The sequence below is a fragment of the Nonomuraea montanisoli genome (assembly GCF_013363975.1).
Taxonomy (GTDB): Bacteria; Actinomycetota; Actinomycetes; order Streptosporangiales; family Streptosporangiaceae; genus Nonomuraea; species Nonomuraea montanisoli.
Genome location: NZ_JABWGN010000004.1, coordinates 353,674 through 378,780 on the forward strand (window position 1 = coordinate 353,674; position 25,107 = coordinate 378,780).

The following is a 25,107-nucleotide window of genomic DNA, read 5'->3' on the forward strand; positions in this document are numbered from 1 at the left end:
GGATCCGGGGTCCCCTGCCTACGGGCTGACCAGCGCCAGATCGAGCACGTCGATGCCGACCGGGGTGCGCTCGGTCGCGATCCGGCTCGTCGCCCACGGACCGGGGAACCGGTGCAGCAGTGCGCGAACCGCGATGGCGACCTCGTGCCGGGCCAGGTGCGCGCCGAGGCAGAAGTGCACACCATGGCCGAAGGACAGGTGCTCGTTGGGCGTCCGGCCGGGCCGGAACTCCTGCGGCTCGGCGAACACCCGGGGATCCCGGTTGGCCGAGAGCACCATGGCGATCACCCGCCGGCCGGCCTCGATGGGGTGCCCGGCGATGCTGGTCGGACCGGTGGTGAACCGGTCGGTGCCACCGATCGGGGGGAGGAACCGCAGCACCTCCTCGACGGCATCGGGCACCAGTCCAGGGTCGGCGCGCAGCCGGGCCAGCGCTTCCGGGTGTGCCGCCAGGCACAGCACGATGTTGACCAGCAGGGTCTTGGTCGTCTCGTGGCCGTTGATGAGCAGCAGCGTGCAGAAGTCGAGCACCTCCTCGTCGGAGAGCCGGCTGCCGTCCGGCTCGGCGGCCAGCAGGGTGTCGATCACGTCGCCCCGGGGTCGGGCGCGGTGTTCGGCGAACACCTGGCGGAAGTACGCGGCCAGCTCGGCGTGCGCGGCGCGGAACGCGGCCTGGCGCGCCGGGTCCTCGCTGAACGAGCCGGCGAAGGAGGTGATCGCCTCGGTCCAGCGCACGAAGTCCGGTTGCCGGTCCGCCTCCACTCCGAGCAGCGCGGCGATGGTGCGCACCGGCAACGGGTGACCGAGCCGGCCGATCACGTCCAGCTCACCGTCCACCTCGGCCAGTTGCGTCCGCACGGTGTCGGTGATCGAGGGAAGCAACGCCCGGATCGCGCGGGGTGTGAAGGCCCGGCTGACCAGCCGGCGCAGCAGGTGGTGCCGGGGCGGGTCGATCGCCGACAGGCCGCCGAGAATCGGATTGTCCCGGTGCGGCACGGGTCGCGCGCTGTGGCGCAGCTCGTCGGACGAGAACACCGGGTAGTCGGTGAGCACCCGCCTCACCTCGGTGTAGCCGTGCACCACCCAGGCCCCGAGCGGTTCGACGAAACGCACGCCGTCCCCGGCGAGACCGTCCCGTGCGGTCTGCCCGTACCAGTCGAAGATCTCTTTGACGCCGTCATCAGCCATGCGCCGAGTGTGTGGGCCCGGGCTGGTCAAGGCTTGGAGAAAACGGACACCGGCAGCAACGTGGCCGGCGACGCCCCCACCGCGTGCCGGAACTCGGCGAGCAGGTGTGACTGGTCGTAGCAGCCGCTGCGCACGGCGATGGCCGCCCAGTCCGGGCGCTCGCCCCTGGCCAGCGCGGCGTGCGCGGCGGCGAGCGCGTGGTGCAGCCGCACCACGCGCACGTACGACTTGGGCCGCAGCCCGACCGCCGCCCCGAACCGCCGCCGTAGCTGCCGCTCGGACAATCCGGCCCGGACGGCATGCCGGTCCACCGGCGCACCCGGCGCCGCGTGCATCGCCGCCAGTACGACGCGCACCCGCTCGTCGACCCGGCATCGCCCGGCCCGCGCCCGCACCAGTGCCAGCGCCCCGGCCAGCCGCTCGGTCACCGGCCCGTCCAGCCGCCCGACCTCGATGGGCGCCCCGGCCAGCGGCACCTCGTCGGCCGCGACCCCGAACAGCCCGGTCACCGTCCCCGGTCGCAGCCGCACCCCGACCAGGGGCCCGCCCTCGGGCAGCGGTCCCCGCCGGACGCGCGTCTCAGGACCGGCCAGCCAGCATGCCCCGTCCGGCATGACCAGCAGGTCGACGGCGGGGTGCGGCAACCCCCTCGGCACCGCGTCGCCATCCAGCACCCAGCTCCCGGCCACCAGGTGGGCCAGGTCGGCAGGCACGGTCAAAGCGGTCACCAGCGCAGTCAACCGGGTGCCCGCCGCGTTCGCCAGCGATTAAGAAGACGACTCGTCCGGTGAGTCGGCGGCAGCACATGAGGGTTGCGGCGATGGCGACAAAGGAATCGTTGGAGGAACGCAGCGGTCTCAGAGGGACACGATCTGATGGATCACGTGGGGGCGGACGAAGAGTTCGTCGTTGGTGCCATCAACGCTCCCGGGTGGGGACGCGCCGAACTCCGCCTCAAGGGCCTCCTTCGTCTCCGCTGACCGAAGCGTCGCGAACGCCGCCTCAAGCGCCCCCGGAGAGTCCATCTTCACGATGGAGACGACGGATTCACCGTCTTCGGCAAGCCAGCAATCGGCTGAGAGGCAGCCGGTCACGTTGCGGAAGACCCGGGCCACTCCTTCCACGTGCCTGGCGAACTGATCGCGGTAGTGGGCGTACGGATAGTGATAGGCGATGAAGCCTGTCTTCATGACGACCTCCTCATATACGCTGCCGTATATTGAGGACCGTAGCCCCTTATATACGCTGCCGTATAGATGGTGGGCGTGTGAGAGGAGTCACATCGTGGGTGCGATCAGGACCCCTCGTGAAGCATGGGTCGAGCAGGGCCTGAAGGCCTTGGCGGAAGGCGGTCCGGAGGCGGTGCGGGTCGAGGCTCTCGCCAAGGCGCTCGGGGTGACCAAGGGCGGCTTCTACGGATACTTCGCGGACCGGAACGCCCTGCTCGAGGAGATGTTGGAAGCCTGGGAGCGGGAGAGTGTCGACGATGTCCTCAGCAGGATCGAGGAGGAGGGCGGTGATCCGCGAGCCAAGATCCAGCTGGCCGGCCGGCTCACTCTTTCCGCCGACCGTCTGCTCCCGATCGATCTCGCCATCCGTGACTGGGCCCGGCATGACGCGGCCGTCGCCGTCCGGTTGCGCCGGGTGGACAACCGGCGGATGGCTCTGCTGCGCGAGATGATCGGCACCTTCTGCTCCGACCCGGACGAGGTCGAGGCCCGCAGCCTGCTGGCATTCTGCATGGCGATCGGCAGTCACTTCCTCGCCGCGGAGCACCTCGGCCGCAACCGCGAGCAGGTCATCGCCCGGGCGGCCGACATCCTTCTGGCAACGTGATCGACACGAGGCTGCTGGGCTCTACTCGTAGCCGATCGATCAGTATGGTCGCGCACATTGATCCAGCGCGTGGCGTACGCCGGGTTTCACTGCCGCCCGCTCAGCCACCGAGCGCTTTCGGACTACAGGAGGCCGGCGTCGCGTACCGTGTTCGCCACGTCCACGCGGCTGTCGGTGCCGAGTTTGGCGAAGATGCGGGTGATGTTGGCCTTCACCGTGGCCACGCTCACCGACAGGTTCGTGGCGATCTCGGGGTTCGAGCTGCCCTTGGCCACCTCGATCGCCACCTCGCGCTCGCGCGCGGTGAGCTGGTCCAGCTCCTTGACGGCCTGCGGCTTGTACCGGCCGGTCGCCGCCGCGATCACCTGGTGGGCGACGCTCGGTGACAGGGCCGGCTCGCCCCTGGCCACCGCGCGCACAGCCTCGATCATCTTCGCCGGCGGCGTGTCCTTCAGCAGGAAGCCGTGCGCGCCGAGCCGCAGCGCGCGCAGCACCATGTCGTCGGCGTCGAACGTGGTCAGCACCAGAATGCGCGGCGGCGACGGTCGATCGAGCAGCAGCTCGGTGGTCGTGAGCCCGTCCTGGACCGGCATCCGGATGTCCATCAGGACGACGTCGGGCCGCATGTCGCGGACCACGGTCATGGCCTGCCTGCCGTCCGCCGCGTCGCCGACGAGATCCAGGTCGGGCTCGCCGCCGAGGATGAGGCGCAACCCCGTGCGTACCATCGGGTCGTCGTCCACGATCACCACTCTGATCACGGGTCAAGCCTCCCATGGCAGCCGCACGTCGAGAATGAAGCGTCCGTCCTGGACCGCGTGGTTCATGGTGCCGCCGGCCATCCGGGCACGCTCGGCCAGCCCGACCAGGCCCAGCCGCCCGCCAGGGCCAGGGCCGCCGAGGCCGGGGCCGGAGCCGGAGCCGGGGCCGGAGCCGGACGATCCGGCGTATGGAGCCGGGTTGCTCATCCGGATCCGCAAGCCCTGGCCTGGTCGTCCGCCGAGCTCGGCTCTCACCCGGGCGCCCGGCGCGTGCTTGCGCGCGTTGGTCAGCGCCTCCTGCACGATCCGGTACGCGTGCCGCCCGGTCTGCGCCGGCAGCAACTCGCGCCCGTCGATGGTGTCGGTCACCTCGACCCGCTGCCCGGCCACGCGTACTTCGTCGAACAGGGCGTCCAGGTCGGCCAGGTTCGGCTGCGGGTCCTCGACGCCGCCGTCGCGGCTCAATGTGCCGAGTACGGTGCGCAGCTCGTTGAGCGACTGGTGTGCGTTCTCCTGTATCGCCTGGGCCGCCTTGCGGGTCTGCTCGGCGGTGAGGTCGGTGCGGTGCGCCAGGCCTCCGGCGAGCATCGCCAGCAGGGAGATCCGGTGTGCCAGCACGTCGTGCATCTCGTGGGCGATCTTGACCCGTTCGGTCAGTCTGGCCTGCTCGACGCGGTGCGCCTGCGCCTCGAGCGCGGCCTGTCGCCGCGAGGCGGCCAGGTCGCGCCGCGCGCTCAGGTAGAGGCCGAAGACGGTCAGCCCGCCGACGATCACGCTGCCGGTCACGATCGTGACGCTCGTGACGGAGACGACCCTGAGCCGGTCGGCGCTCCGCCACAGGATCTGCGTCGCTGGGCACAGCCACACGGCGAGGGCGATCGGGACGATCTGGCGCCAGCGGCGATGCGTGCACAGGGAGACGTAGGTGACGTAGGCGGGGCCGGCCGCGGTGGTCGAGTAGAGGGTCAGGAGCGCGGTCGCCAGCGCGACCTGCCAGGGGAAGCGGTGCCGCCATCGCATCAGCGCCAGACCGGCCCCGAACAGGGCCAGATCCAGCGCAATCTGGGCGAGGCCGGGGGCGACCTCGCGGTTCAGGGCTGACAGGATCGAGATCCCGCCGACGAACAGCGCGGGCACAGTGGCGCAGAGGTAGCGCAGAGCCTCGCCCCGGCTCTTCTCTTTCACGCCCGGCTCACCGACGCCCCGCTCATCCGCCCCTGGCTCATTCACACCCGACAGCCTAAGGAAGTACTGGAGCCGCCCCTAGCTACCAGGGTCCAGAACGGGTAGCCCTGGGTCCATCTCTCGGCCGGTGGCCATCGCCCTGGGTCCGATGACCCGAGGCGGGGAACCCGGTGAACTAGGACCGTGATCGAATTCCATTGCGTCAGCAAGACATACAAAGGGGTGAAAGCCCTCGACGAGGTGTCCTTCACCGTCGAGGCAGGCAGCGTCACCGGGTTCCTCGGGCCCAACGGCGCGGGAAAGTCGACGGCTCTGCGCGTCCTGACCGGGCTCTCGCGGCCGACGTCGGGGTCGGCCACCGTGTTCGGGCTGCCGTACGCCGAACTCGTCTGTCCCGGCCGCCGGGTCGGGACGCTGCTCGACGCCGGCGCCCTGCATCCGGGGCGCAGTGGGCGGGAGGTCCTGACGCTGGGGGCGATGATGCTGGGCCTGCCCCGCTCGCGCGTCGGAGAGAGCCTGGAACTGGTCGGGCTGACCGGCAAGGAGAGCAGGCGGGCCGTCGGCGGCTATTCGCTGGGCATGCGGCAGCGGCTCGGTATCGCCCACGCGCTGCTCGGCCGGCCTGAGGCGCTCGTGCTGGACGAGCCCGCCAACGGCCTCGACCCGCAGGGCATCCAGTGGATGCGCGGGCTGCTGCGCAGCCTGGCCGACTCCGGCTGCGCGGTGCTGCTCAGCTCCCACCTGCTGCACGAGGTGGAGCAGGTCGCCGACCAGATCGTGATGATCGGACGCGGTCGCGTGCTCGCCCGGGGCTCCGTCGCCGAGCTCGCCCGCGGTGGCGGCCTGGAGCGGACCTTCCTCGAACTGACCGCCCAAGCCGACAGGAGCGCCGCATGACCCCTACCGACATTCCGTTCACCAGGCTGCTGCGGGTCGAGACCCGCAAGCTGTTCGACACGCGCAGCGGTCTCATCCTCGCGGTGAGCGCGATCGGGCTGGCGCTCGCGGCCGTCGTCGCCCGGGGCCTCACGTCGGAGCCGCGCTGGTTCACCCTGGCCGGGACCGCCGCCATCCCGCTCGGGACGCTGCTGCCCGTGCTGGCCATTCTCACGGTGACCAGCGAATGGCGGCATCGCACCGCGCTGACCACGTTCGCGCTGGAGCCCCGGCGCGGGCGGGTGCTGGCGGCCAAGTGCCTGCCGCCACTGACGGCCACCGTGGCGGGCTGCGTGCTCGCACTGCTGGCGGCCCTGCCCATGACCGCCGTCGCCGCCGCGGTTCACGGCGTCGAGGCCACGTGGACCGTCGCGCCCGCCCAGGTGCTGGGCTGGATCGCGACGATGGTGCTGCTGACCGGCCAGGGCCTCGGCATGGGTCTGGTGTTGTTGAACGCGCCGGCGGCGATCGTGATCTGTCTGGCCGGCACGGCCCTGTGGAGCGCTGTGGCCCGGCTCGGCGACATGGGCGCGATCCTGGCGGACTGGCTCGACCTCAACCGCACTACCAACCCCCTGATGAACGGCGGGTTCACCGGCGACGCCGCCCTTCGGCTGGCCGTGTCGGTGTTCGTGTGGATCGTCGTTCCGATGGCCGCAGGAATGCTGCGCATCTCGAGGAAGGAGATCGGCTGACGGCGGCGGGGCCGTTGGCTGCGATCGGTGCCGGGTCCCGCCACCTTGATGCCCGTGCACGCCGGCCTGACGTGCACGAGCACCTTCGACAACGCCGTGCCGACCGCGTCGTGGTGGCTGTCGTCCACCAGGTAGTAGCGCACCATGACCACGTCCTCACTGGTCAGGCCAGCCGCCTCGACCGCGTCGAGCGTGATGGCGAAGGCCGTCATGGCCTATAGGTGCCCCACACCGGCCTACACGGACCGACACCTGTCAACGCCTCAACCCGCCGCAGGGAAACACCTGCGCCCGCGGCCGCCGGCCGGACAAGATGCGAGATGTCCCCGGCCCGGGTCCCAAGAAGGGGACCCCGGGATCGCACACCATCGAGAGGGGCACCTCGTGCCGAAGAAGACCAGCGACGGTCCGCACAGCTACGACGCGGACACCGACACCGTCCGGGTGAGCCGTACTGATCTGTGGCGGTTGCTGCTGACCTTCCGGAACCTGGCCCCGGGGCACGGCCAGGGCTCCTGGTCGCACATGGAGGACCATGACATCTCCTTCGAATGCCTGGCCGACGCCATCGACGCGGCCAACCAGGTGCTCAACGGACGCACGTGGACGGGGCCGGACTACCGGATGCGCTGCGATCTGTCGCAGGCCTACCGCTGGCCCCAGCACGCGCCTTACGACGGCGGCCTGGTGACCGCGGTCCGGGTCGTGGACGCCGCCTCCGGTACCGACCGCGGCTCGCATTACGTCCCGGCCCCCCGGCTGGAGTCCTGGCCGACGACGCTGTGCGGGTTCGGCTTCACCCCGCAGGAGGCACGGCCGGTCGACGGCGACCCTGACTGCACCGCCTGCCTCCGCGAGCCGGCCCTGGTGGAGCATCTGCAAGCGACCACCGGCGGCGAGCCCCGTACGACACCGGCCGCCAGGACGCGCTGACGCCACCCCGCGCCGGCCATGGGGAGCAGTCGTCTGCCCTGTGAACGCGGCTTGGGCCTGCGGATCACGGATCGCGCTGGACGCGCGGCCCGATGCGGTCCTCGCGCGCCCGCCAGGCGGCCCGCGTGAAAGCACAGGCAGACCCCATTTCCATGATCCCACGACCATAAGAATGATGGCGCTATCCGTGATTTAAGCCCCCTTCTGGCGCTGAGCGCGACAGAAGGTGCGAAGCATCGTTTATGAGCCACAGAGTCTACCAATGCCATAGTTCAGTGGGAAACCTGGGATAAAAGGAGGCAAAGTTACTTTCGATGTCGAGCAATAGCGCTCGGCGGCGCGGATAGGTGGGCCACCGACGGGCACTCGACCATAGATAGCGGATACCGCGACCGTAGTAAAAGTGACATTTGCGACGAGTTGCGTCGACATAGAAAGAGGCTGCAATGGTAGCGCAAATGGGGCGGGAGAAGCCCGTACGAGACGAGTCTCTCCCCGCAGGAACCCTCTACCACACCTCAATGAACGATTCGGGGGCGTGGGAGGTCTGGACCCCGAACTTCAACGGCGCCGACAAGATGACCTCGGTGTTCGCGGTCAATGACGTCGCCGGCAACACCGGACTGTTCGGCATCGGAGCCGACGGAACCCTGTACCAGACCGCCATGAACAAATCGGGGTACTGGGACGAGTGGACCCCGAACTTCAACGGCGCCGCCAAGATGACCTCGGCGTTCTCGATCTACGGCGTCTCCGGCAACACCGAGCTGTTCGGCATCGGGACCGACCATAACCTCTACCACACCTATATGGACGATTCGGGGTCGTGGTACGAATGGACCCGTAAATTCCTCGGCGGGTGCCACATGGCCTCGGTGTTCGCGATGAACGCCAACACCGGCAACACCGAGCTGTTCGGCATCGGGACCGACAACACCCTTTACCACACCTTCTTGGATCAATCGGGGCGCTGGGACCCGTGGACCCCGTACTTCAACAGCGCGCCCCCGATGGTCTCGGTGTTCGCGGTTTCGCTCATCGCCGGCGGCATACAGACAGGCGACACCGGGGTGTTCGGCATCGGGACAGACGGAACCCTGTACTACTGCACGGTCGGCTGGGACGAGGGGTCCTGGACGGAGTGGACCCCGAACTTCAACGGCGCCGCCAAGATGAACTCGGTGTTCGCGATATACGCCGACGCCTCCGGCAACACCGAACTGTTCGGCATCGGGACCGACGACACCCTCTACCGCACCTACTACTTGGGAGGTGACTGGGACACGTGGGAGCCGAACTTCAATGGCGCCGCCAAGATGACCTCGGCGTTCTCGATCAATGACGTCGCCGGCGACACCGAACTTTTCGGCATCGGAGCCGACGGAACCCTGTACCAGACCGCCATGAACAATTCGGGGGACTGGGGCACCTGGGTCCCGAACTTCAACGGCGCCGCCAAGATGACCTCGGTGTTCTCGATCAACGGCGTAACCGGCAACACCGAACTGTTCGCCATCGGGACGACCTGATCGCCATGCCCGACCGGTGGCCTTCACACCAAGAACGCCGACGGGGGTGAGCGAAGAGTTTCGCGCGGTTATCCGCTCGAAGCGGAAGGTGCCAGGTGCGGCGCTTGGCGACCGCCCTCTCCTGGCCCACGCCGGGGGGCTGGGGGCCGGAAGACCCCCGGACGGGGGTGTGGGGGCTTGCCCCCGCGGAGCGCTGCCCGGAGCCCCATGGCGCGAAGCGCCCCGCGAAGGACCATGCCCTTCGTCCTGAAGCCCCATCAGCGACTTCGACGGGCTACGACTCGCGGTCCTCGCGCAGGACCTCGCCGTGGACCACCTTGCCGCCACGCGCGGGGCCGCCGTCGGCCGCGGCGTCCGGCGCGCCCGGGAACGGCTCAGGGAAGAGCTGCGCGTACGGCGAGGCGGCGGCCATGCGCTTGACCCGGCGGTCGAAGAACCACGCCCCGAGGCGGCGCATCAGCGGCCGGGTGAACGGCAGCACGCACAGGAACCCGGCGATGTCGGTGAAGAAGCCGGGCGTCAGCAGCAGCGCACCGCCCACGAGGATGAGCCCGCCGTCGGCCAGCTCGCGGTCGGGCATGCGCCCGGACCCCAGCGCCTCCTGCAGCGCCCGCCAGGCGCGCCGGCCCTCGCGGCGCACGAGCCAGGCACCGAGCAGGCTGTCGGCGATCAGCAGGGCCACGGTCGGCCAGCCGCCGATGACCGAGCCGACCTGGATGAGCAGCCAGATCTCCAGGACGGGTACGACCAGGAAGGCCAGGAACAGCAGGAGCCGCATCGTTTCCTCGATTTCAGCACACGCGCGTACGGAAGGAACAACGACCGGCGGGGCCGCCGCGTTCCGCGATCAGATGCGTCTCCTGCCGAAGCGGGCCGGCAGACCCGTGAAACCCCACACGGCGATCCGCCAGAACGCCTCCGTCATGATGCGCCGGCTCATCTTGCTGGTGCCGACGGTCCGCTCGACGAACGTGATCGGCACCTCCACCACCCGCAGCCCGTGCCGCGCGGTGCGCAGGGTGAGGTCGACCTGGAAGCAGTAGCCCTGCGACTCGACGTCGGCCAGGCCGATCTTCTCGAGCGTCTCGGCCCGGTAGGCGCGAAAGCCCGCGGTCGCGTCGCGGACGGCGAGGCCCAGCATGATCCGGGTGTAGACGTTGGCGCCGCGCGAGAGCAGCTCGCGGGCGACGGGCCAGTTGACCACCTCGCCGCCGGGCACCCAGCGCGAGCCGATGGCCAGGTCGGCGCCGCCGGCCAGCGCCTCCAGCAGCTTGGGCAGCTCCTCCGGCTGGTGGGAGCCGTCGGCGTCCATCTCGACCAGCACGTTGTAGCCTTCGCCGAGGCCCCAGCGGAACGCCTCGATGTAGGCGGCGCCGAGCCCCTCCTTGCCGGGCCGGTGCAGGACGTGGACGTGGTCGTCCTCGGCCGCGAGCCCGTCGGCGACCTCGCCGGTGCCGTCGGGGCTGTTGTCGTCCACCACGAGCAGGTGGGCCTCCGGCAGGGCCGCCCGCACCCGCTCGACGATCACCGGGACGTTGCCGCGCTCGTTGTAGGTCGGCACGATGACGAGCACTCGGCCAAGAGTCTCCATGATCAGCCCTTCCCCGTCCGGTCGGCTTGCCGCCTGCCGCGCCACACGGCGACGCCCACGGCCGCCACGCCCATCAGCGCGAGCGCCCACTCGGGCAGCGCGCCGACCCGGGTGGCGATCGTCTCGCGGGTGCGCACGGGCACCGTCACCACGTTCATGTCCGCGACGAGCTCGCGGGTACGCCAGGAGACCTTACCGTCAGGCGTGACGTACGCGGAGATCCCCGTGGTCGCGGCCGTCACGACCGCGCGGTTGTGCTCCACGGCCCGGATCTGCGACATGGCGAGCTGCTGGGGCGGCAGGTTGGACAGCGCGTAGGAGGCGTTGTTGGTCTGCACCACGATCGGGCTCGCCCCGGTGCGCACGGTGCCGCGGACGGTGCCGTCGTAGGCCACCTCGTAGCAGTTGACCGCGCCGACCGTCACGGGCCCCATCTTCAGGTCGCCCGGCCGGGTGCCGGGCACGGACTGCCGGCCGACCAGGCTCGCCCGCTGCCACAGCGCGAGCACGATGTCCTTGAACGGGGTGTACTCCCCGAAGGGCACCAGGTTCTGCTTGTCGTAGTGGGCGCCGGGCCCGGTGACCGGGTCCCAGACGAGGCTGCGGGTGGCGCGCTCCGTGTCGCCGATGGCCACGACCGCGCCGACCAGGGTGGGCACGCCCACCGCCTTGACGGAGGCGTCGATGGTCGCGCGGGCGAACGCGTCACGGTAGGGGTCGATGTCGGTGGAGTTCTCCGGCAGGACGACGAGATCGGGCCGGGGCAGCTTGCCCGCCCGCACGGCGGCGGCCAGGCGCTCGGTCTCGGCGGAGTGGTTCTTCAGCACGACGGCCGGCTCGTCGCCCAGGGCGTACATGCCGCGGCCGGGCACGTTGCCCTGCACGATGCCGACGTTGACGGTGCGGCCCTCGTCGCCCGGGTGCGGCACGGCGAGCGTGAGCGCGGGCACCGCCACCGCGAGCGCGACCGGCGCCAGCTTCCGCGCCGCGCCGCCCCGCGCGGGACGGGCGGCGTACGCCGGAAGGACGCGGCTCACGAGGGCGTGGGCCAGCAGGGCGCCGGACAGCACGACGGCGAACGACACGAGCGGCGCGCCGCCGACCGCGGCGAAGCCGGTGTAGGCCGACTCGCCCTGGCTGAAGGCCAGCCGCGCCCAGGGGAAACCGCCGATGGGCACCAGCCCGCGCGCCCACTCCATGGCCACCCAGAGCCCGGCGAACCACAGCGGCCACAGCCGCAGCCGGAACACCGGCGAGGCCAGAGCGGCCATCGCGGCATAGAACAGGCTCTCCACGGCCACGAGCATCGCCCACACGTCGTCGCCGATGGTGCGCACCCAGGAGAGCGTGGGCACGAGGAAGACGGCGGCGGCCAGGTAGCCGAGCCAGGCGGCGCGGCGGGGGCGGGTGCCGTACACGGAGGCCACGACCAGCGTGATGCCGAGCGGCGCGGTGACCCACCAGCCGAGCGGCGGGAAGGCGAGGAACAGCAGGATCCCGCCCGCGGCCGCGGCGACCACCCGGGCGAGCAGGACACGCACGGGCTCACGCGCCGGCCTCCCGGGCCTCACGGCCGCCTCGGCGGGGCTGCCGGGGGGCGGGGTGCTCTCGGGCGGCTCCACGACCGCCCCGGCCCCGCGGGCGCTCTCGGGCGGCTCCACGACCGCCCCGGCCACGGCAGGGCCCTCGGCGCCCGCGCTGTCGCGGGGCGCCGAGTCGGGGGCGGTCTCGCGGGGCCCAGCCTCGGAGGCGGTGCCCGTGGCGTCGTGGAGTGGGGAGCCGGTGGTGCCGGGGGTGCCGGTGTCCGCGCGGTAGGAGGACTCGACGTCGGTGACGCTGCCCGCACGGTCAAGGGAGACGACGTCGGTGACGCTGCCCGTGCGGTCGGGGGATGGGGTGGTGGGACGGGGGCGTGTGGAATCGCCGCCGGTGGGCGGTAGGCCCGTCCTTTCCTGCACCACTCCGCCTGCTCCCCTTCCGCCGCGGGCGGTCCCCGCGGAGCCCCGGCTGGTGCCCGGGGCGAAACGCGTTCTTGCCGAAACGGTACCGCTCCTGGGCGACCATCCGGTCGCGAGGCGCGTCCTCCTCCGAGAATAGGGGTCCCAGGCAGGGGCGACACCCCGGCATCGAGGGGCGATCGCAGGAGCCGATCGCGGGGCGACGGGCGGGCGGGGGGCGGATCGCGGGTGGCGAGCGCGGACAGCGGCTGGGTGATCCCCGGTCAGACGGAGCCGTGGGACCACCCGGCGCTGATGGCGATCCTGCGCACGAGAGCGGGAAGAGGGCCCGGAAACCCTTCGGACCGGACCCGTCTCGTCGGCGGCGAGCGCGGAATTCCGTTGTCTACTGGGCTACCGGGCCCGTCCCGGGTCCAACCCCCCGCCCGGCTGGGGTGCCCCGACTCGACGGACCGACGGCCCTGCACCTGGCTGTGTGGACGGAGTCACGCTCCGTCACGGACGCAGGATCCGACGATGTCAGAGACGGCCAACCGGCCAAGTCCCGTGCTGGACTGCGCAGCAAACTACCGACTCCACCTCAGATGTCAACCGTGTCCCGATCAGCGGGAACATCAAGTTTTCGCAGGTAGGACATGCTTGGCCTGCCGCCCCCAAGCGCCCTAAAGACCGTTTGTCGGTAGATTTCCCCGCGCCTCCAGGCCCGCCAGCGGCTCCGGCAGCGGCTCCTCGTGGACGACCCCCAGCCGGCGCGTCGCCCGGGTCAGCGCGACGTACAGGTCGTTGAGCCCGCGCGGCGACTGGGCGACGACGCGGCCCGGCTCGGCCACGATCACCGAGTCGAACTCCAGCCCCTTGGCCTCCGCCACGCCCATCACGGCCACCGGCGCGTCGAGGGCCACCGCTCCCCCGCTCCGCCCGGAGCCGGGCGCGACCACGACCGCGCCGTCCACGGCCCGGCAGACGGCCTCGCCGATCCCGGCCAGCAGCGCGTCGGGCGCCACGACGGCGACCTTGCCGCCCTCGGCGGCCTCCGCCTTGACCAGCTCGGGCAGCTCCGCCAGCGGCGCCACCCACGGCCGCGCCCCGGTCTCGCGCACCGAGGCGGGCGGCTCCAGCGACGGGTCGATGGCGGCCAGCACGCGCGCGGCCACCTCCATGAGCTCGACCGGGGTGCGGTAGTTGACGGTGAGCCGCTCCTGCCGCCACCGCCCGGCCACGTACGGGTCGAGCACCCCGCCCCAGGAACGGGCGCCGGCCGCGGACCCGGTCTGGGCGACGTCGCCGACGATGGTCATCGACCGGGTGGGCACGCGCCGCATGACGGCCCGCCACGCCATCGGCGACAGCTCCTGCGCCTCGTCCACGATGACGTGGCCGTAGGCCCAGGCGCGGTCGGCGGCGGCCCGCTCGGCGGTGGTGAGATAGGGGCCCTCGCCCCGCTGGCGCTCGGCCAGCCGTTCGGCCTCCATGACGTCGGACAGCCCGGTCAGCTCCAGCACCTCGCGCGCGTAGGCGAGCTCGGCCTCGCGCTCGTGCTCCTCGGCCCGGCGGGCGGCGGCCAGCTCCTCCTCGGCCTGGAGCGCGGTGGCCCGCAGCACCTGCTCGTCGATCTCGCCGAGCAGCTCGGCGGCCTCGTCCAGCAGCGGCACGTCCGACTCGGTCCAGGGGGCGCCGCCGTCGCGGCGCAGCAGCGCGCGTTCCTCCGGGCTGAGCGCGGCGGCGGCGTAGCCGAGCCGTTCGGGCGAGCCGTACAGGCCGAGCAGCAGCCGCTGCGGGGTCAGGTACGGCCACAGCCGGTTGAGCGCGGACTTGACCGCCGGCTCGGTGCGCAGCTCCTCGCGCAGGTCGGCCAGCTCGTCCTCCTCGATGAGGCCCTTGCCGAGCTTGCGGGCGGCCTGCCGGGCGAGGGCGTTGAGCAGCGACCGGACGAAGACCGCGCGGGCCTGGTTGTGCGGGCGGCGCGAGCGGGTGGCCTTGTTGCGAGCCGCGTCGAGCATCGCCCGGTCGACGGTGAGGGCGTGGCGGCCGAGGTCGAGCTCGATCGGCTTGCGCGGCACCCGCTGGCGGTCGCGGACCGCGCGGGCGATCACCTCCGCCATCCGCAGGTCGCCCTTGACCGCGGCCGCCTCGGGCCGCTCGCGGGCGGTGGCGGTCAGGCCGGGGTAGAGCTCGCCGACCGTGGACAGCAGCACGTCGTTCTCGCCGAGGGACGGCAGGACCTGCTCGATGTAGCGCAGGAACGTCGGGTTGGGGCCGAGGACGAGGACGCCGCGCCGCTCCAGCCGCTCGCGGTGGGTGTAGAGGAGGTAGGCGGCGCGGTGCAGGGCGACGACGGTCTTGCCGGTGCCGGGGCCGCCCTGGACGACGAGGACGCCGTTGAGGTCGGAGCGGATGACGCGGTCCTGCTCGGCCTGGATGGTGGCGACGATGTCGCGCATGCGGCCGGTGCGCTGCTCGTCGAGCGCGGCCAGCAGCGCCGCCTCGCCGTTGAGCGTCGCGCGGTCGTCGTCGCTGAGCGCGTCGAGGTCGAGCAGGTCGTCGTCGACGCCGACCACGACGCGCCCCTTGGTCTGCAGGTGCCGGCGGCGGGTGAGGCCCATCGGCGCGGCCGGGGTGGCGCGGTAGAAGGGCTGCGCGACGGGGGCGCGCCAGTCGATGAGCAGCCGCTCCTGCTCGTCGTCCGTGAGGCCCAGCTTGCCGATGTAGAGGCGGCCCTCCTCGACGTGGTCGAGGCGGCCGAAGACCAGGCCCCGCTCGACCGCCCACAGCCGGGCCAGCCGGGAGGCGTACATGCCGGCGAAGGTGTCGCGTTCGGAGCGGTTCTGCATCGTTCCCACGGCTCCCGTGGCCAGCACCTCCTTGAGCTGACTCTGGGTGCGGTCGCGCAGCGTGTCGAGCCGCTCGTAGAGGCGGGCGACGTACTCCTGCTCCCTGGCGAGCTCCGTTTGACGGGTTGTCGCCAGACCATTATTGTTGTTAATGGGACACTCCGGGCCATTCTGCTTGTTGTTACGACAAACGACGACACTAGCACGCCTGTTGAGGCACTCCCATCTTTCCGCGCCATCCCCTCCCCCAGGTACGGTCACGGCTTGGTTGCGGCTCTTGACCAGGACCCCGCCGACTCCTTACGTTCTCGGTGAGTTAGGAAAGTTTCCTAACTCACCGTCTCAGAGCGAAGGAGCACACGTGAGCGGTCCGGTCCCCGGGACTCCGAGCCTGCTGCGCGCCATCAACGACCGCGCCGCCCTGCGGGTCCTCCTCGACCGGGGACCGCTCACCCGCCCCGAGATCGGCACCCTGACCGGACTGTCGAAGCCGACGGCCTCCCAGCTCCTCGCCCGCCTCCAGGAGGCCGGCCTGGTGGTGCTGGACGGCGTCCGCGAGGGCCTGCCGGGCCGTACGGCGGAGGTCTACCGGATCAACCCCGCCGCCGCGTACGTGGGCGCCCTGGACGTTACCCCCGGCCGCATCGAGGCGCGCGTCGCCGACATCACGGGCACCGTCGTCGGCGAGCACACGCTGCCCACGCCGCGCCGCCCCGGCGGCGAGCTCGTCGAGCGGCTCAGCGCGGCCCTGGAGGGCGCGAGCCCGCCGGACCGGCTGCGGCAGGTGGTCATCGGCGTGCAGGCCGCCCTCGACCCGTCCACGGGCGCCCTGGGGTACGCCACGGCCAAGGACATGCCCGGCTGGCAGATCCCCGGCCTCGTGCCGGCGCTGGCGGAGGGCCTCGGCGTGCCCGTGGCCGTGGAGAACGACGTCAACCTCGCCGCGCTGGCCGAGCAGGCCCACGGCGCCGCCCTCGGCCATCCCGACTTCGTGCTGCTGTGGGCCGACGAGGGCATCGGCGCGGCCGTGGTGCTGGGCGGGCGGATGCACCGGGGCGCCACGGGCGGCGCCGGCGAGGTCGGTTACATGCCCACGCCCGGCGCGCCGACGGCCCGCGAGGCCGGGCGCTACGCCAACCACGGCTACCAGGCGCTCACCGGCGGCCCCGCCGTCCTGCGGTTGCTGCGCTCGTACGGCGTGCGCGGCGCCGACTTCCGGCAGGCCGTCGCCAACGCGGTGCGCGCGGCCGAGTCCGCCGCGCGCGGCGGCGGCGACGCGCGGCGGGCCGAGGACGCCCGGGCCGGGCTGCGCGACATCGCCGCCCGCCTCGCGGTGGGCCTGGCCGCGATCACCTCCGTGCTCGACCCCGGTCTCATCGTGCTGGCCGGCGGCATGGTGCTGGCCGGCGGCGAGCCCCTGCGCGAGCTGGTCGAGCACGAGCTGCACGCCCTCACCATCCCCCGGCCGCGCCTGCGGCTGTCGTCCGTCGAGGGCAACCCGGTGCTCGCCGGAGCCCTCGACCTCGCCCTCGACCTGGCCCGCGCCGAGGTGTTCGGCTTCACCCCGGACACCGTGCGGGCCGCCACGACTCCGGCATGAACTCCCCCGTCCCCCCATGATGAGGAGGCACCCCCCGTGCGCTTCGTCCCCCTCGCGGTCGCCGGGCTCACCGCCCTGGCGCTGACCGCCTGCACCGCGGGCAAGGAGGCGGCGCCGTCGCTCGGCGCCCGCCCCGCGCCCTCCGGCTCGGCCGCGCCCTCCCTCCCGGCGGCCACCCTCGAACTGTGGCACGGATTCTCCACGCCCGCCGAGGTGAAGGCGTTCGAGGACGCCATCGCCGGGTTCAACCAGAAGTTCCCGCAGATCACCGTCAAGGCCGTCAAGGGCGTCCAGGACGACCAGATCACGCAGGCCATCCGCGGCGGCAAGGCCCCCGACGTGGCGGCCTCCTTCACCACCGACAACGTCGCCCAGTGGTGCAGGTCGGGATCGTTCCAGGACCTCACCCCCGTCATCGCCCAGGACGGCATCGACCTCGGCGTGCTGCCGCAGGTGGCGCGGACCTACACCGAGTACGCCGGCAAGCGCTGCACGCTGCCGCTGCTGGCCGACGCGTACGGCCTCTACTACAACAAGGCGCTGATGAAGGGCAGCCGGCCGCCCAGGACGCTGTCGGAGCTGACCGCGCTCACCAAGAAGCTGACGGTGCGCGACGCGAACGGCGACATCAAGGTGGCCGGCTTCATCCCGAGCTTCCAGTACTACGAGAACTCCCCCAGCCACCTGGCCCCCATGGTGGGCGCGAAGTGGTACAACGACGACGGCACCTCGGCCATCGGCTCCGACCCGGCGTGGAAGGAGCTGCTGCGCTGGCAGAAGGACCTCGTCGACTGGTACGGCTACGACAAGCTGGAGAAGTTCCGCAAGGGCCTGGGCGACGAGTGGGGCGCCGAGCACCCGTTCTTCACCGGCAAGGTCGCCATGATCCTCGACGGCGAATGGCGCAACGCGATGATCGCGGGCGATCCGAAGGCCAAGGCCATGGACTACGGCACGGCCCCGCTGCCGGTCGCCGACGCCAGGCCCGAGCTGTACGGCAGCGGCTTCACCGCCGGCACCGTGATCGGCGTGCCCAAGGGCGCCAGGCATCCGCAGCAGGCGTGGGAGCTGGTCAAGTACCTCACCACCGACACCGGCTCGCTGGTGACGCTGTCCAACGCGCTGCGCAACGTGCCCACGACCAGGGCCGCCATGGAGTCGCCGAAGCTCACCAAGGACGCGAACTTCCAGACGTTCCTCGACATCTTCGCCCACTCGAGGACCTCGACGCTGCCGTCGGCCGTCAACAGCGTCTTCAACCAGGAGGCGCTGGCCACGTTCTTCACCCGATGGGAGAAGGGCGCGGTGCCCGACCTGGACGCCGGTCTGAAGTCCGTGGACAAGCAGATCGACGACAAGCTCAAGCTGTCGGGGAGCTGAGCGTGGCGTCCGTCGCATCGGCCGCGCCGTCCCGGTGGCGGCGCGGCGAGGGCCTGCGCGCCCTCGTGTGGCTGTCGCCGTGGCTGGCCGGCGTGTCGATCTTCTTCGTCTACCCGCTGCTGGCCACGGTGTACTTCTCCTTCCACCACTACGACCTGTTCACGCTGGAGTGGGCCGGCCTGGACAACTACCGCTACTTGCTGCGCGATCCCCGGGTGGTGACCTCGGCGAGGAACACGCTGTGGCTGGTGGCCGTCATGGTGCCGGTCCAGACGCTGTTCTCGCTGGGGCTGGCGCAGCTCGTGGTCCGGCTCAAGGCGGGCGTCGGGCTGTTCCGCACGATCTTCTACCTGCCGTCGCTGGTGCCGGTGGCCGCCGGGACGATCACGTTCGTGTTCCTCATGAACCCCTCGACGGGGCCGTGGAACCAGTTCCTCGCGCTGTTCGGCGTCACCGGCCCCGACTGGTTCGGCGATCCGGCCTGGTCCAAGCCGAGCCTCACGCTGTTGTCGGTGTGGAGCTGCGGCCAGATCGCGGTCATCTTCATGGCGGCGCTGCTGGACGTGCCCCGGCACCTGTACGAGGCGGCCGCGATCGACGGGGCCGGCCCGTGGCGGCAGTTCCGCAGCGTGACGCTGCCGTCGATCGCGCCGGTCCTGATGTTCTCGGCGGTGACGGGCGTCATCTACGCCGTCCAGTACTTCGCGCAGGCGATGATCGCCTCCCGGGTGGCGTCGGGCGCGACGGACTCGCCGGGCAGCTCGTTCACGCCCGGCTATCCCGACGAGTCGCTGCTGACGCTGCCGCAGTGGCTCTTCCAGGCGGGTTTCCGCGACTACCAGATGGGATACGCCTGCGTGCTCGCCCTGGTCCTGTTCGCCGCGTCGATGGTGTTCACGCTGCTCCTGCTGTGGCAGTTCCGGCGTTCGGAGGGGGCCACGTGAGCGCCCGCCGCAGGCGGGTGCTGGTCTGGATCGCCCAGCACGCGCTGGCGATCGTGCTCGCGCTGATGTTCCTGGCGCCCGTGGTGTTCCTGACGCTGACCGCGCTCATGACCGACGAGCAGGCGCTGACCAGCGACCTGTGGCCCCGGTCGTGGAACTGGGACAACTTCGCGGTCGTGTTCGCCAAGTCGCAGCTGCTGCGCTGGACGGCCAACACGCTGCTGTACGCCGGCCTGGGCACGCTGTTCACGCTCGTGTCGTCCGTGCCGGTGGCCTACGCCCTGGCCCGCTTCCGCTTCCGGGGGCGGCGGGCGGCGTTCCTGCTCGTGGTGGCGGCCATGATGCTGCCTCCGCAGGTCGTCGCGGTGCCGGTCTACCTGGTGTGGGCCAGGCTCGGGCTGACGGACACGCTGTGGCCGCTCATCCTGCCGATGCTGCTCGGCGACGCCTTCTCCATCTTCCTGCTGCGCCAGTTCCTGGTGACGATCCCGCGCGAGTACACGGACGCGGCCAGGGTGGACGGCTGCTCCGACGTGCGCACGCTGGTCAGCGTGATCCTGCCGATGGCCCGCCCGGCCGTCGCGGCCGTCGCGCTGTTCCAGTTCTTCTACTGCTGGAACGACTACTACGGGCCGCTGCTGTACGCGGGCGTGCAGCAGGAGGGCTGGACCCTGTCGCTGGGGCTGGCCACCTTCAAGGCGTTCCACAGCGTGCAGTGGAACCTCACCATGGCCGCCACCCTGCTGGTGACGGCCCCCATCATCATCGTGTTCTTCTTCGCCCAGAGGGTCTTCATCGAGGGCGTGACGCTGACGGGAGTCAAGGGTTGAAACTCGCCGTGGTCGGGGGCGGCTCGACGTACACGCCGGAGCTGGTCGACGGGTTCGCGCGGCTGCGCGACGTGCTGCCGCTCACCGAGATCGCGCTCATCGACCCCGATGAGCGGCGCCTGGGGCTGGTGGCCGGGATGGCGCGGCGCATGCTCGCGCACGCCGGGCACCCGGCGCGGGTGACGGCCGGCTCGTCGGTCGAGGAGGGCGTCGCCGGGGCGGCCGCCGTGCTGTTCCAGCTCCGGATCGGCGGGCAGGCCGCCCGTGAGGTGGACGAGACGCTGCCGCTGCGGTGCGGCTGTGTCGGACAGGAGACGACCGGCGCGGGCGGCCTGGCCAAGGCGCTGCGCACGGTCCCGGTCGTGCTGGACCTCGCGGAGCAGGTGCGCGAGCACGCGCCGGAGGCGTGGATCGTCGACTTCACCAACCCGGTCGGCATCGTCACCCGGGCGCTGCTCGACGCGGGACACCGCGCCATCGGACTGTGCAACGTGGCGATCGGCGTCCAGCGGCGCGCCGCGGCGGCCCTCGGGGTCGCGCCGTCGCGCGTCACGCTCGACCACGTCGGGCTCAACCACCTCACCTGGCTGCGCGCCGTCCGCCTCGACGGGGCCGACGTGCTGCCCGCGCTCATCGACGGACACGTGAAGGAGCTGGCCGAGGGGGCCGGCCTGCGTCCGGAGCTGATCCGGCGGCTCGGCGCGGTGCCGTCGTACTACCTGCGCTACTACTACGCGCACGACGAGGTGGTGGCGGAGCAGCGGACCGCGCCGCCGCGGGCGGCCGAGGTGTCCGCCGTGGAGGCGCGCCTGCTGGAGCTGTACGCCGACCCGTCGGTGGTCACCAAGCCGGAGGAGCTGGAGCGGCGGGGCGGCGCCTTCTACTCGGAGGCGGCCGTGGACCTGCTGGCCGCGCTGCTCGGCGGCCGGGACGACGGCCCTCCCCAGGTGGTCAACGTGCGCAACGGCCGGACTTTGCCGTTCCTGCCCGAGGAGGCGGTGGTCGAGGTGCCCGCGTCCGTCACCGCCGCCGGCGCCGTGCCGCTGCCGGTGCGGCCCGTCGAGCCGCTGTACGCGGGGCTGATCGCGCACGTCTCGGCGTACGAGACGCTGGCCCTGGAGGCGGCGCTGCGCGGCGGGGCCGACCGGGTGCGCGACGCCCTGCTCGCCCACCCGCTGGTCGGCCAGGACGCGGTCGCCGAGGAGCTGACGGGGCTGCTGCTGGAGGCCAACCGCGCCCACCTGCCGTGGGCGGTGGGCCGGTGACCCGCCGCAGGCTCCTGCTCGCCGTGGACGGCGGCAACAGCAAGACGGACGTGGCGGTGGTCGCGGAGGACGGCGAGGTGCTGGCGACGGCGCGCTCGGGGCCGTTCACGCCGCACAGCGCCGGGGTGGCGGCCGCGGTCGACGAGATCGAGCGGGGCGTGCGGGAGGCGCTGGCGGCCCTGGCGCGGGGCGCGGACGGGGCCGGTGGGCCGGCGGCGCCGGTCGGCGGGTTCGACCACGTGGCGGCCTACCTGGCGAACGCCGACCTGCCGGCGGAGGAGGAGGCGCTGGCCCGGGAGCTCGCCGCCCGGGGGCTCGGCCCGGACGTCGTCGTCCGCAACGACACGTTCGCGCTGCTGCGGGCCGGCGCGTCGGCGCCGTGGGGGGTGGCGGTGGTGTGCGGCGCCGGCATCAACGCGGTCGGCGTCTCCCCCACCGGGGAGGTGGCCCGCTTCCCCGCGCTCGGCCGGGTCAGCGGCGACTGGGGCGGCGGCTCGGGCCTGGGCGAGGAGGCGCTGTGGCACGCCGTCCGCGCGGAGGACGGCCGCGGACCCGCCACGGCGCTGGCGGACGTGGTCAAGGAGTGGGCCGGTACGGCCACCGTGGAGGAGCTGGTCCTGGGCATCCACTTCGGGCGGGTGGACGGGGCGCGGCTGCACGAGCTGGCCCCGGGGGTGTTCGCCGCCGCGGCGGCGGGCGACGCGGCGGCGGCGGGGCTGGTGGAGCGGCAGGCCGCGGAGGTGGTGGTCATGGCCGAGGTGTGCCTGCGCCGGCTCGGCCTGCTGGGGACGCCGGCCGAGGTGGTGCTGGGCGGCGGGGTCCTGCGGGCGCGCGACCCGCTGCTGACGGCGCTGCTGGACGAGGGGTTCGCGGCGCGGGCGCCGTACGCGAAGGTGGTCGTGTGCGGGGTCCCGCCGATCGTGGGGGCCGCTCTGAACGGGCTGGAGCGGCTGGGGGCGCCGGAGGCCGCCAAGGCCCGTCTGCGCGCCCGCTGGGAGCCTCAGGGGGCCGCCGGGCGCCTGGCAGGTGTCACCGGCCCGGCATGACCCCTGTCCTGCGGAACCGGTGACAGCGTGGACTGCCCCGGCCGGGCCGGGGCGATCATGCTGGCGGCATGACTACTCCCTCGTTCTCCCGGCCGGGACGCGGCGCCGCAGGGGCGCGCCGCGCCGGGCGTCCGGGCCTGCGCGCGGCCGCGGGCGCCCTGGCGGGCGCGCTGGTCCTCTCGACGGCGTTCACGTCTCCCGCGCGGGCCGCGACCGCCGGGCCGGACCCGGCGTCGCCCGCACCGGCCACGGCCACAGCCCCCGACCCGGCGTCGCCCGCGCGGGCCGCGGGACTGGACCGGGCGGCGCTGCGGCGCACGCTCGACGCCGTCCACGAGGCCGGCATGTACGGCCTCTACGCGGAGGCCCGCGACGGCGGCCAGGCGTGGCGCGGCGCCTCCGGCGTCGCCGACGTGGTCACCCGCCGGCCGGCGCGGCCCGACATGCGCCACCGGGTCGGCAGCATCACCAAGACGTTCACCTCGGTGGCGCTTTTGCGGCAGGCCGAGCGGGGCGCCGTCGACCTGGACGCGCCGGTGAGCCGCTACCTGCCGGGGCTGATCCCGGGCGAGCGCGGCGACCGGATCACCGTCAGGATGCTGCTCAACCACACCAGCCACATCGGCGACTACATCGCGGGCGCGTTCCCCTCGCTGCTGGAGGGCTCGCCCGCCAGTCTCGACGACAACCGCTTCCGCCGGTTCGCGCCGGAGGAGCTCGCGCGCCTCGGCCTGGCCGCCGAGGCGAGCGGCGAGCCGGGGGCGCTGCCGGGCAGGTACTCCAACACCAACTACGTGATCGCCGGCCTGCTGCTGGAGAAGGTGACCGGCGAGGACGCCGAGCGGGTCATCACCCGCGACGTCATCCGCCGGGCCGGGCTGCGCGACACGTTCTTCCCGGCCACGCCGCGCCTGCCGGCGCCGTCGTCGAAGGCGTACGAGTCGATGTACGGGCTCATCGACCCGCCGCGCGACTACAGCGTGTACGACATGTCGTGGGCGAGCACCGCGGGGGCGCTGGTGTCCACCATGGACGACCTCAACCGCTTCTACCGGGCGCTGCTGCGCGGCGAGCTGATCGGGCCGGAGCGGCTGGCGCAGATGCGGACGACCGTGCCGGTGCTGTCGCCGGGCGGGCGCGTGGACTACGGGCTCGGCCTGTACACGGTGGAGCTGCCGTGCGGGCGCTTCTGGGGGCATGACGGGGGCGTCTTCGGCATGACGACCCAGTCGCTGGTCAGCGAGGACGGCCGCCGTGAGCTGTCGTTCGGCCTGAACCTGACGAAGTACCAGCGGATCGGCGACGACGGCAGGCCCCAGCCGGGCCCCATCGACTACGCGATGGGCGAGCACATGCTGGTCGCCCTGTGCGGCCAGGTCCCCCAGGCCGAGGCGCGGACGGCGCGGGCGCCCTTCCAGCCGTTCGCGATGGACCGGGCTCCGCTCGGCCGCTGACCCTCCTCAGGCCGGGGAGTGATCGGCGATCTCGGGGGCCCGGTGCTCGTACGGCGTGCTGAGGACGACCGTGGTGCGGGTGGAGACGTTGGCCGCGGCGCGGATCTGCTGGAGCAGGTCCTCCAGCGCCACGGGCGAGGCCACCCGCACCTTGAGGATGTAGCTCTCGTCGCCCGCCACGCTGTGGCACGCCTCGATGGCGGTCAGGTGGGCCAGCCGGTCGGGGGCGTCGTCCGGCGCGGCGGGGTCGATCGGCTTGATCGACACGAACGCCGTCAGCGGCAGCCCGATCGCGTCGTGGTCGATGACCGCGGTGTACCCGCGCACCACGCCGCGCTTCTCCAGGCGGCGCACCCGCTGGTGGACGGCGGAGACCGAGAGCCCGGTCTCCCTGGCCAGGTCGGTGAAGCTCATCCGGCCGTCCTTGGCCAGCAGCGTGACGATCCGGCGGTCGATCTCCTCCATCGGTCAAAAATAGCCCGTCGAGGTCACGACATGGTTCCGACCGGGGTGGCGCCCCGGCGCATGGCGTGCTCGACGAGCGTGATGAGCACCTCGCGGCCGGAGTCGCGGCGGCGGGCGTCGGTCATCACGATGGGGATCTCCGCCTCCAGGTTGAGGGCCTGGCGCACCTCGCCGACCGTGAACTCCCGGGCCCCGTCGAAGCAGTTGAGCGCCACGACGAACGGCGTGTCGCGCTGCTCGAAGTAGTCGATGGCGGGGAAGCAGTCGGCCAGGCGGCGCGTGTCGGCGAGCACCACGGCGCCGAGGGCCCCCATGTTGAGGTCGTCCCAGACGAACCAGAACCGCTCCTGGCCGGGCGTGCCGAACAGGTAGAGCATGTAGTCGCCGCTGATGGTGATGCGGCCGAAGTCGAAGGCGACGGTGGTGGTCGGCTTGCCCTCGATGCCGGCCAGGTCGTCGATGTGCTGGCCGATCTGGGTGAGGATCTCCTCGGTGCGCAGCGGCCGGGTCTCGGACACGGCGGTCACCATCGTGGTCTTGCCCGCGCCGAAACCACCCGCGATCAAGATCTTGATCGCGGTGGGCAACCGCCACCGATCAGAACGACCGAAATCCATCGAGCACCGCCTGTACATCCCTTCGCGGGCAAGACCCTCGCCATGCCGCGCGCGCACACATTT

23 protein-coding genes are annotated in these 25,107 nt (G+C 72.2%); 12 read left to right on the top strand and 11 right to left on the bottom strand.

The genetic code is table 11. The features are described 5' to 3' along the window. Positions 1-18 precede the first annotated feature (18 nt). The 3 genes from HTZ77_RS11425 to HTZ77_RS11435 all read right to left on the bottom strand — a co-directional run bounded on the left by HTZ77_RS11425 (position 19) and on the right by HTZ77_RS11435 (position 2,378). A complete protein-coding gene (locus HTZ77_RS11425) occupies positions 19-1,188 on the bottom strand; it encodes a cytochrome P450 (RefSeq protein WP_175589480.1) in 1,170 nt (389 codons plus the stop codon). Positions 1,189-1,214: 26 nt separating this feature from the next. Then, positions 1,215-1,916, bottom strand: a complete 702-nt coding sequence (locus tag HTZ77_RS11430) for a helix-turn-helix transcriptional regulator (protein ID WP_175589481.1) — start codon at positions 1,914-1,916, stop codon at positions 1,215-1,217. A gap of 129 nt (positions 1,917-2,045) precedes the next feature. Continuing rightward, complete coding sequence (locus tag HTZ77_RS11435) at positions 2,046-2,378, bottom strand: antibiotic biosynthesis monooxygenase (RefSeq protein WP_175589482.1); 333 nt, start codon at positions 2,376-2,378, stop codon at positions 2,046-2,048. 94 nt (positions 2,379-2,472) lie between these two features. On the opposite strand from HTZ77_RS11435, the gene HTZ77_RS11440 reads away from it, so the two are divergent. Then, on the top strand, positions 2,473-3,024 hold the full coding sequence (locus tag HTZ77_RS11440; protein ID WP_175589483.1) for a TetR/AcrR family transcriptional regulator: 552 nt from the start codon (positions 2,473-2,475) through the stop codon (positions 3,022-3,024). Between the two features lie 122 nt (positions 3,025-3,146). On the opposite strand, the gene HTZ77_RS11445 is transcribed toward HTZ77_RS11440, so the two are convergent. Next, complete coding sequence (locus HTZ77_RS11445) at positions 3,147-3,785, bottom strand: response regulator (protein ID WP_175589484.1); 639 nt, start codon at positions 3,783-3,785, stop codon at positions 3,147-3,149. Positions 3,786-3,788: 3 nt separating this feature from the next. Further along, on the bottom strand, positions 3,789-4,970 hold the full coding sequence (locus HTZ77_RS47410; protein WP_175589485.1) for a sensor histidine kinase: 1,182 nt from the start codon (positions 4,968-4,970) through the stop codon (positions 3,789-3,791). A gap of 222 nt (positions 4,971-5,192) precedes the next feature. Here HTZ77_RS47410 and HTZ77_RS11455 point away from each other — a divergent pair, with 222 nt between their 5' ends. The 4 genes from HTZ77_RS11455 (at position 5,193) to HTZ77_RS11470 (ending at position 9,063) form a co-directional block, all read left to right on the top strand. After that, complete coding sequence (locus HTZ77_RS11455; protein WP_328808531.1) at positions 5,193-5,867, top strand: ABC transporter ATP-binding protein; 675 nt, start codon at positions 5,193-5,195, stop codon at positions 5,865-5,867. Beyond that, complete coding sequence (locus HTZ77_RS11460) at positions 5,864-6,601, top strand: ABC transporter permease (protein ID WP_175589487.1); 738 nt, start codon at positions 5,864-5,866, stop codon at positions 6,599-6,601. Before HTZ77_RS11455 ends, HTZ77_RS11460 begins: the two co-directional genes overlap by 4 nt. Positions 6,602-6,985: 384 nt before the next feature. After that, positions 6,986-7,534, top strand: a complete 549-nt coding sequence (locus tag HTZ77_RS11465; protein WP_175589488.1) for a hypothetical protein — start codon at positions 6,986-6,988, stop codon at positions 7,532-7,534. 521 nt (positions 7,535-8,055) lie between these two features. After that, complete coding sequence (locus tag HTZ77_RS11470) at positions 8,056-9,063, top strand: hypothetical protein (RefSeq protein ID WP_175589489.1); 1,008 nt, start codon at positions 8,056-8,058, stop codon at positions 9,061-9,063. A 274-nt stretch (positions 9,064-9,337) separates the two neighbouring features. Here HTZ77_RS11470 and HTZ77_RS11475 read toward each other — a convergent pair whose 3' ends face one another. The 4 genes from HTZ77_RS11475 to HTZ77_RS11490 form a co-directional block, all read right to left on the bottom strand. Further along, complete coding sequence (locus HTZ77_RS11475; protein WP_175589490.1) at positions 9,338-9,841, bottom strand: FxsA family protein; 504 nt, start codon at positions 9,839-9,841, stop codon at positions 9,338-9,340. Positions 9,842-9,910: 69 nt separating this feature from the next. Then, entirely contained in the window at positions 9,911-10,654 is a 744-nt protein-coding gene (locus tag HTZ77_RS11480; RefSeq protein ID WP_175589491.1) for a polyprenol monophosphomannose synthase, read from the bottom strand. 2 nt (positions 10,655-10,656) lie between these two features. Then, entirely contained in the window at positions 10,657-12,612 is a 1,956-nt protein-coding gene (lnt, locus tag HTZ77_RS11485) for an apolipoprotein N-acyltransferase (protein WP_328808532.1), read from the bottom strand. A gap of 662 nt (positions 12,613-13,274) precedes the next feature. Further along, positions 13,275-15,470: a HelD family protein gene (locus HTZ77_RS11490; RefSeq protein ID WP_328808533.1), complete on the bottom strand. Its 2,196-nt coding sequence runs from the start codon at positions 15,468-15,470 to the stop codon at positions 13,275-13,277. Positions 15,471-15,804: 334 nt separating this feature from the next. Between HTZ77_RS11490 and HTZ77_RS11495 the strand changes: the two genes are divergently transcribed. From HTZ77_RS11495 to HTZ77_RS11525, 7 genes are all read left to right on the top strand, one after another. Further along, on the top strand, positions 15,805-17,043 hold the full coding sequence (locus HTZ77_RS11495) for an ROK family transcriptional regulator (protein WP_175589492.1): 1,239 nt from the start codon (positions 15,805-15,807) through the stop codon (positions 17,041-17,043). Positions 17,044-17,079: 36 nt separating this feature from the next. Continuing rightward, entirely contained in the window at positions 17,080-18,423 is a 1,344-nt protein-coding gene (locus HTZ77_RS11500; protein WP_175589493.1) for an extracellular solute-binding protein, read from the top strand. A gap of 2 nt (positions 18,424-18,425) precedes the next feature. Beyond that, a complete protein-coding gene (locus HTZ77_RS11505; protein WP_328808534.1) occupies positions 18,426-19,367 on the top strand; it encodes a carbohydrate ABC transporter permease in 942 nt (313 codons plus the stop codon). Continuing rightward, positions 19,364-20,197, top strand: a complete 834-nt coding sequence (locus HTZ77_RS11510; protein WP_175589495.1) for a carbohydrate ABC transporter permease — start codon at positions 19,364-19,366, stop codon at positions 20,195-20,197. The genes HTZ77_RS11505 and HTZ77_RS11510 overlap by 4 nt, the downstream gene beginning before the upstream one ends. Further along, entirely contained in the window at positions 20,194-21,462 is a 1,269-nt protein-coding gene (locus tag HTZ77_RS11515) for a family 4 glycosyl hydrolase (protein ID WP_175589496.1), read from the top strand. Before HTZ77_RS11510 ends, HTZ77_RS11515 begins: the two co-directional genes overlap by 4 nt. Beyond that, entirely contained in the window at positions 21,459-22,508 is a 1,050-nt protein-coding gene (locus HTZ77_RS11520; protein ID WP_328808535.1) for an N-acetylglucosamine kinase, read from the top strand. The genes HTZ77_RS11515 and HTZ77_RS11520 overlap by 4 nt, the downstream gene beginning before the upstream one ends. 68 nt (positions 22,509-22,576) lie before the next feature. Continuing rightward, positions 22,577-23,962, top strand: a complete 1,386-nt coding sequence (locus tag HTZ77_RS11525) for a serine hydrolase domain-containing protein (RefSeq protein ID WP_175589497.1) — start codon at positions 22,577-22,579, stop codon at positions 23,960-23,962. 6 nt (positions 23,963-23,968) lie between these two features. Here HTZ77_RS11525 and HTZ77_RS11530 read toward each other — a convergent pair whose 3' ends face one another. Next, positions 23,969-24,427 carry an Lrp/AsnC family transcriptional regulator gene (locus HTZ77_RS11530; protein ID WP_175589498.1) on the bottom strand — a complete coding sequence of 153 codons (459 nt, stop codon included), beginning with the start codon at positions 24,425-24,427 and terminating at the stop codon, positions 23,969-23,971. A gap of 23 nt (positions 24,428-24,450) precedes the next feature. Continuing rightward, complete coding sequence (locus tag HTZ77_RS11535) at positions 24,451-25,044, bottom strand: GTP-binding protein (RefSeq protein ID WP_175589499.1); 594 nt, start codon at positions 25,042-25,044, stop codon at positions 24,451-24,453. Between the last annotated feature and the right edge of the window lie 63 nt (positions 25,045-25,107).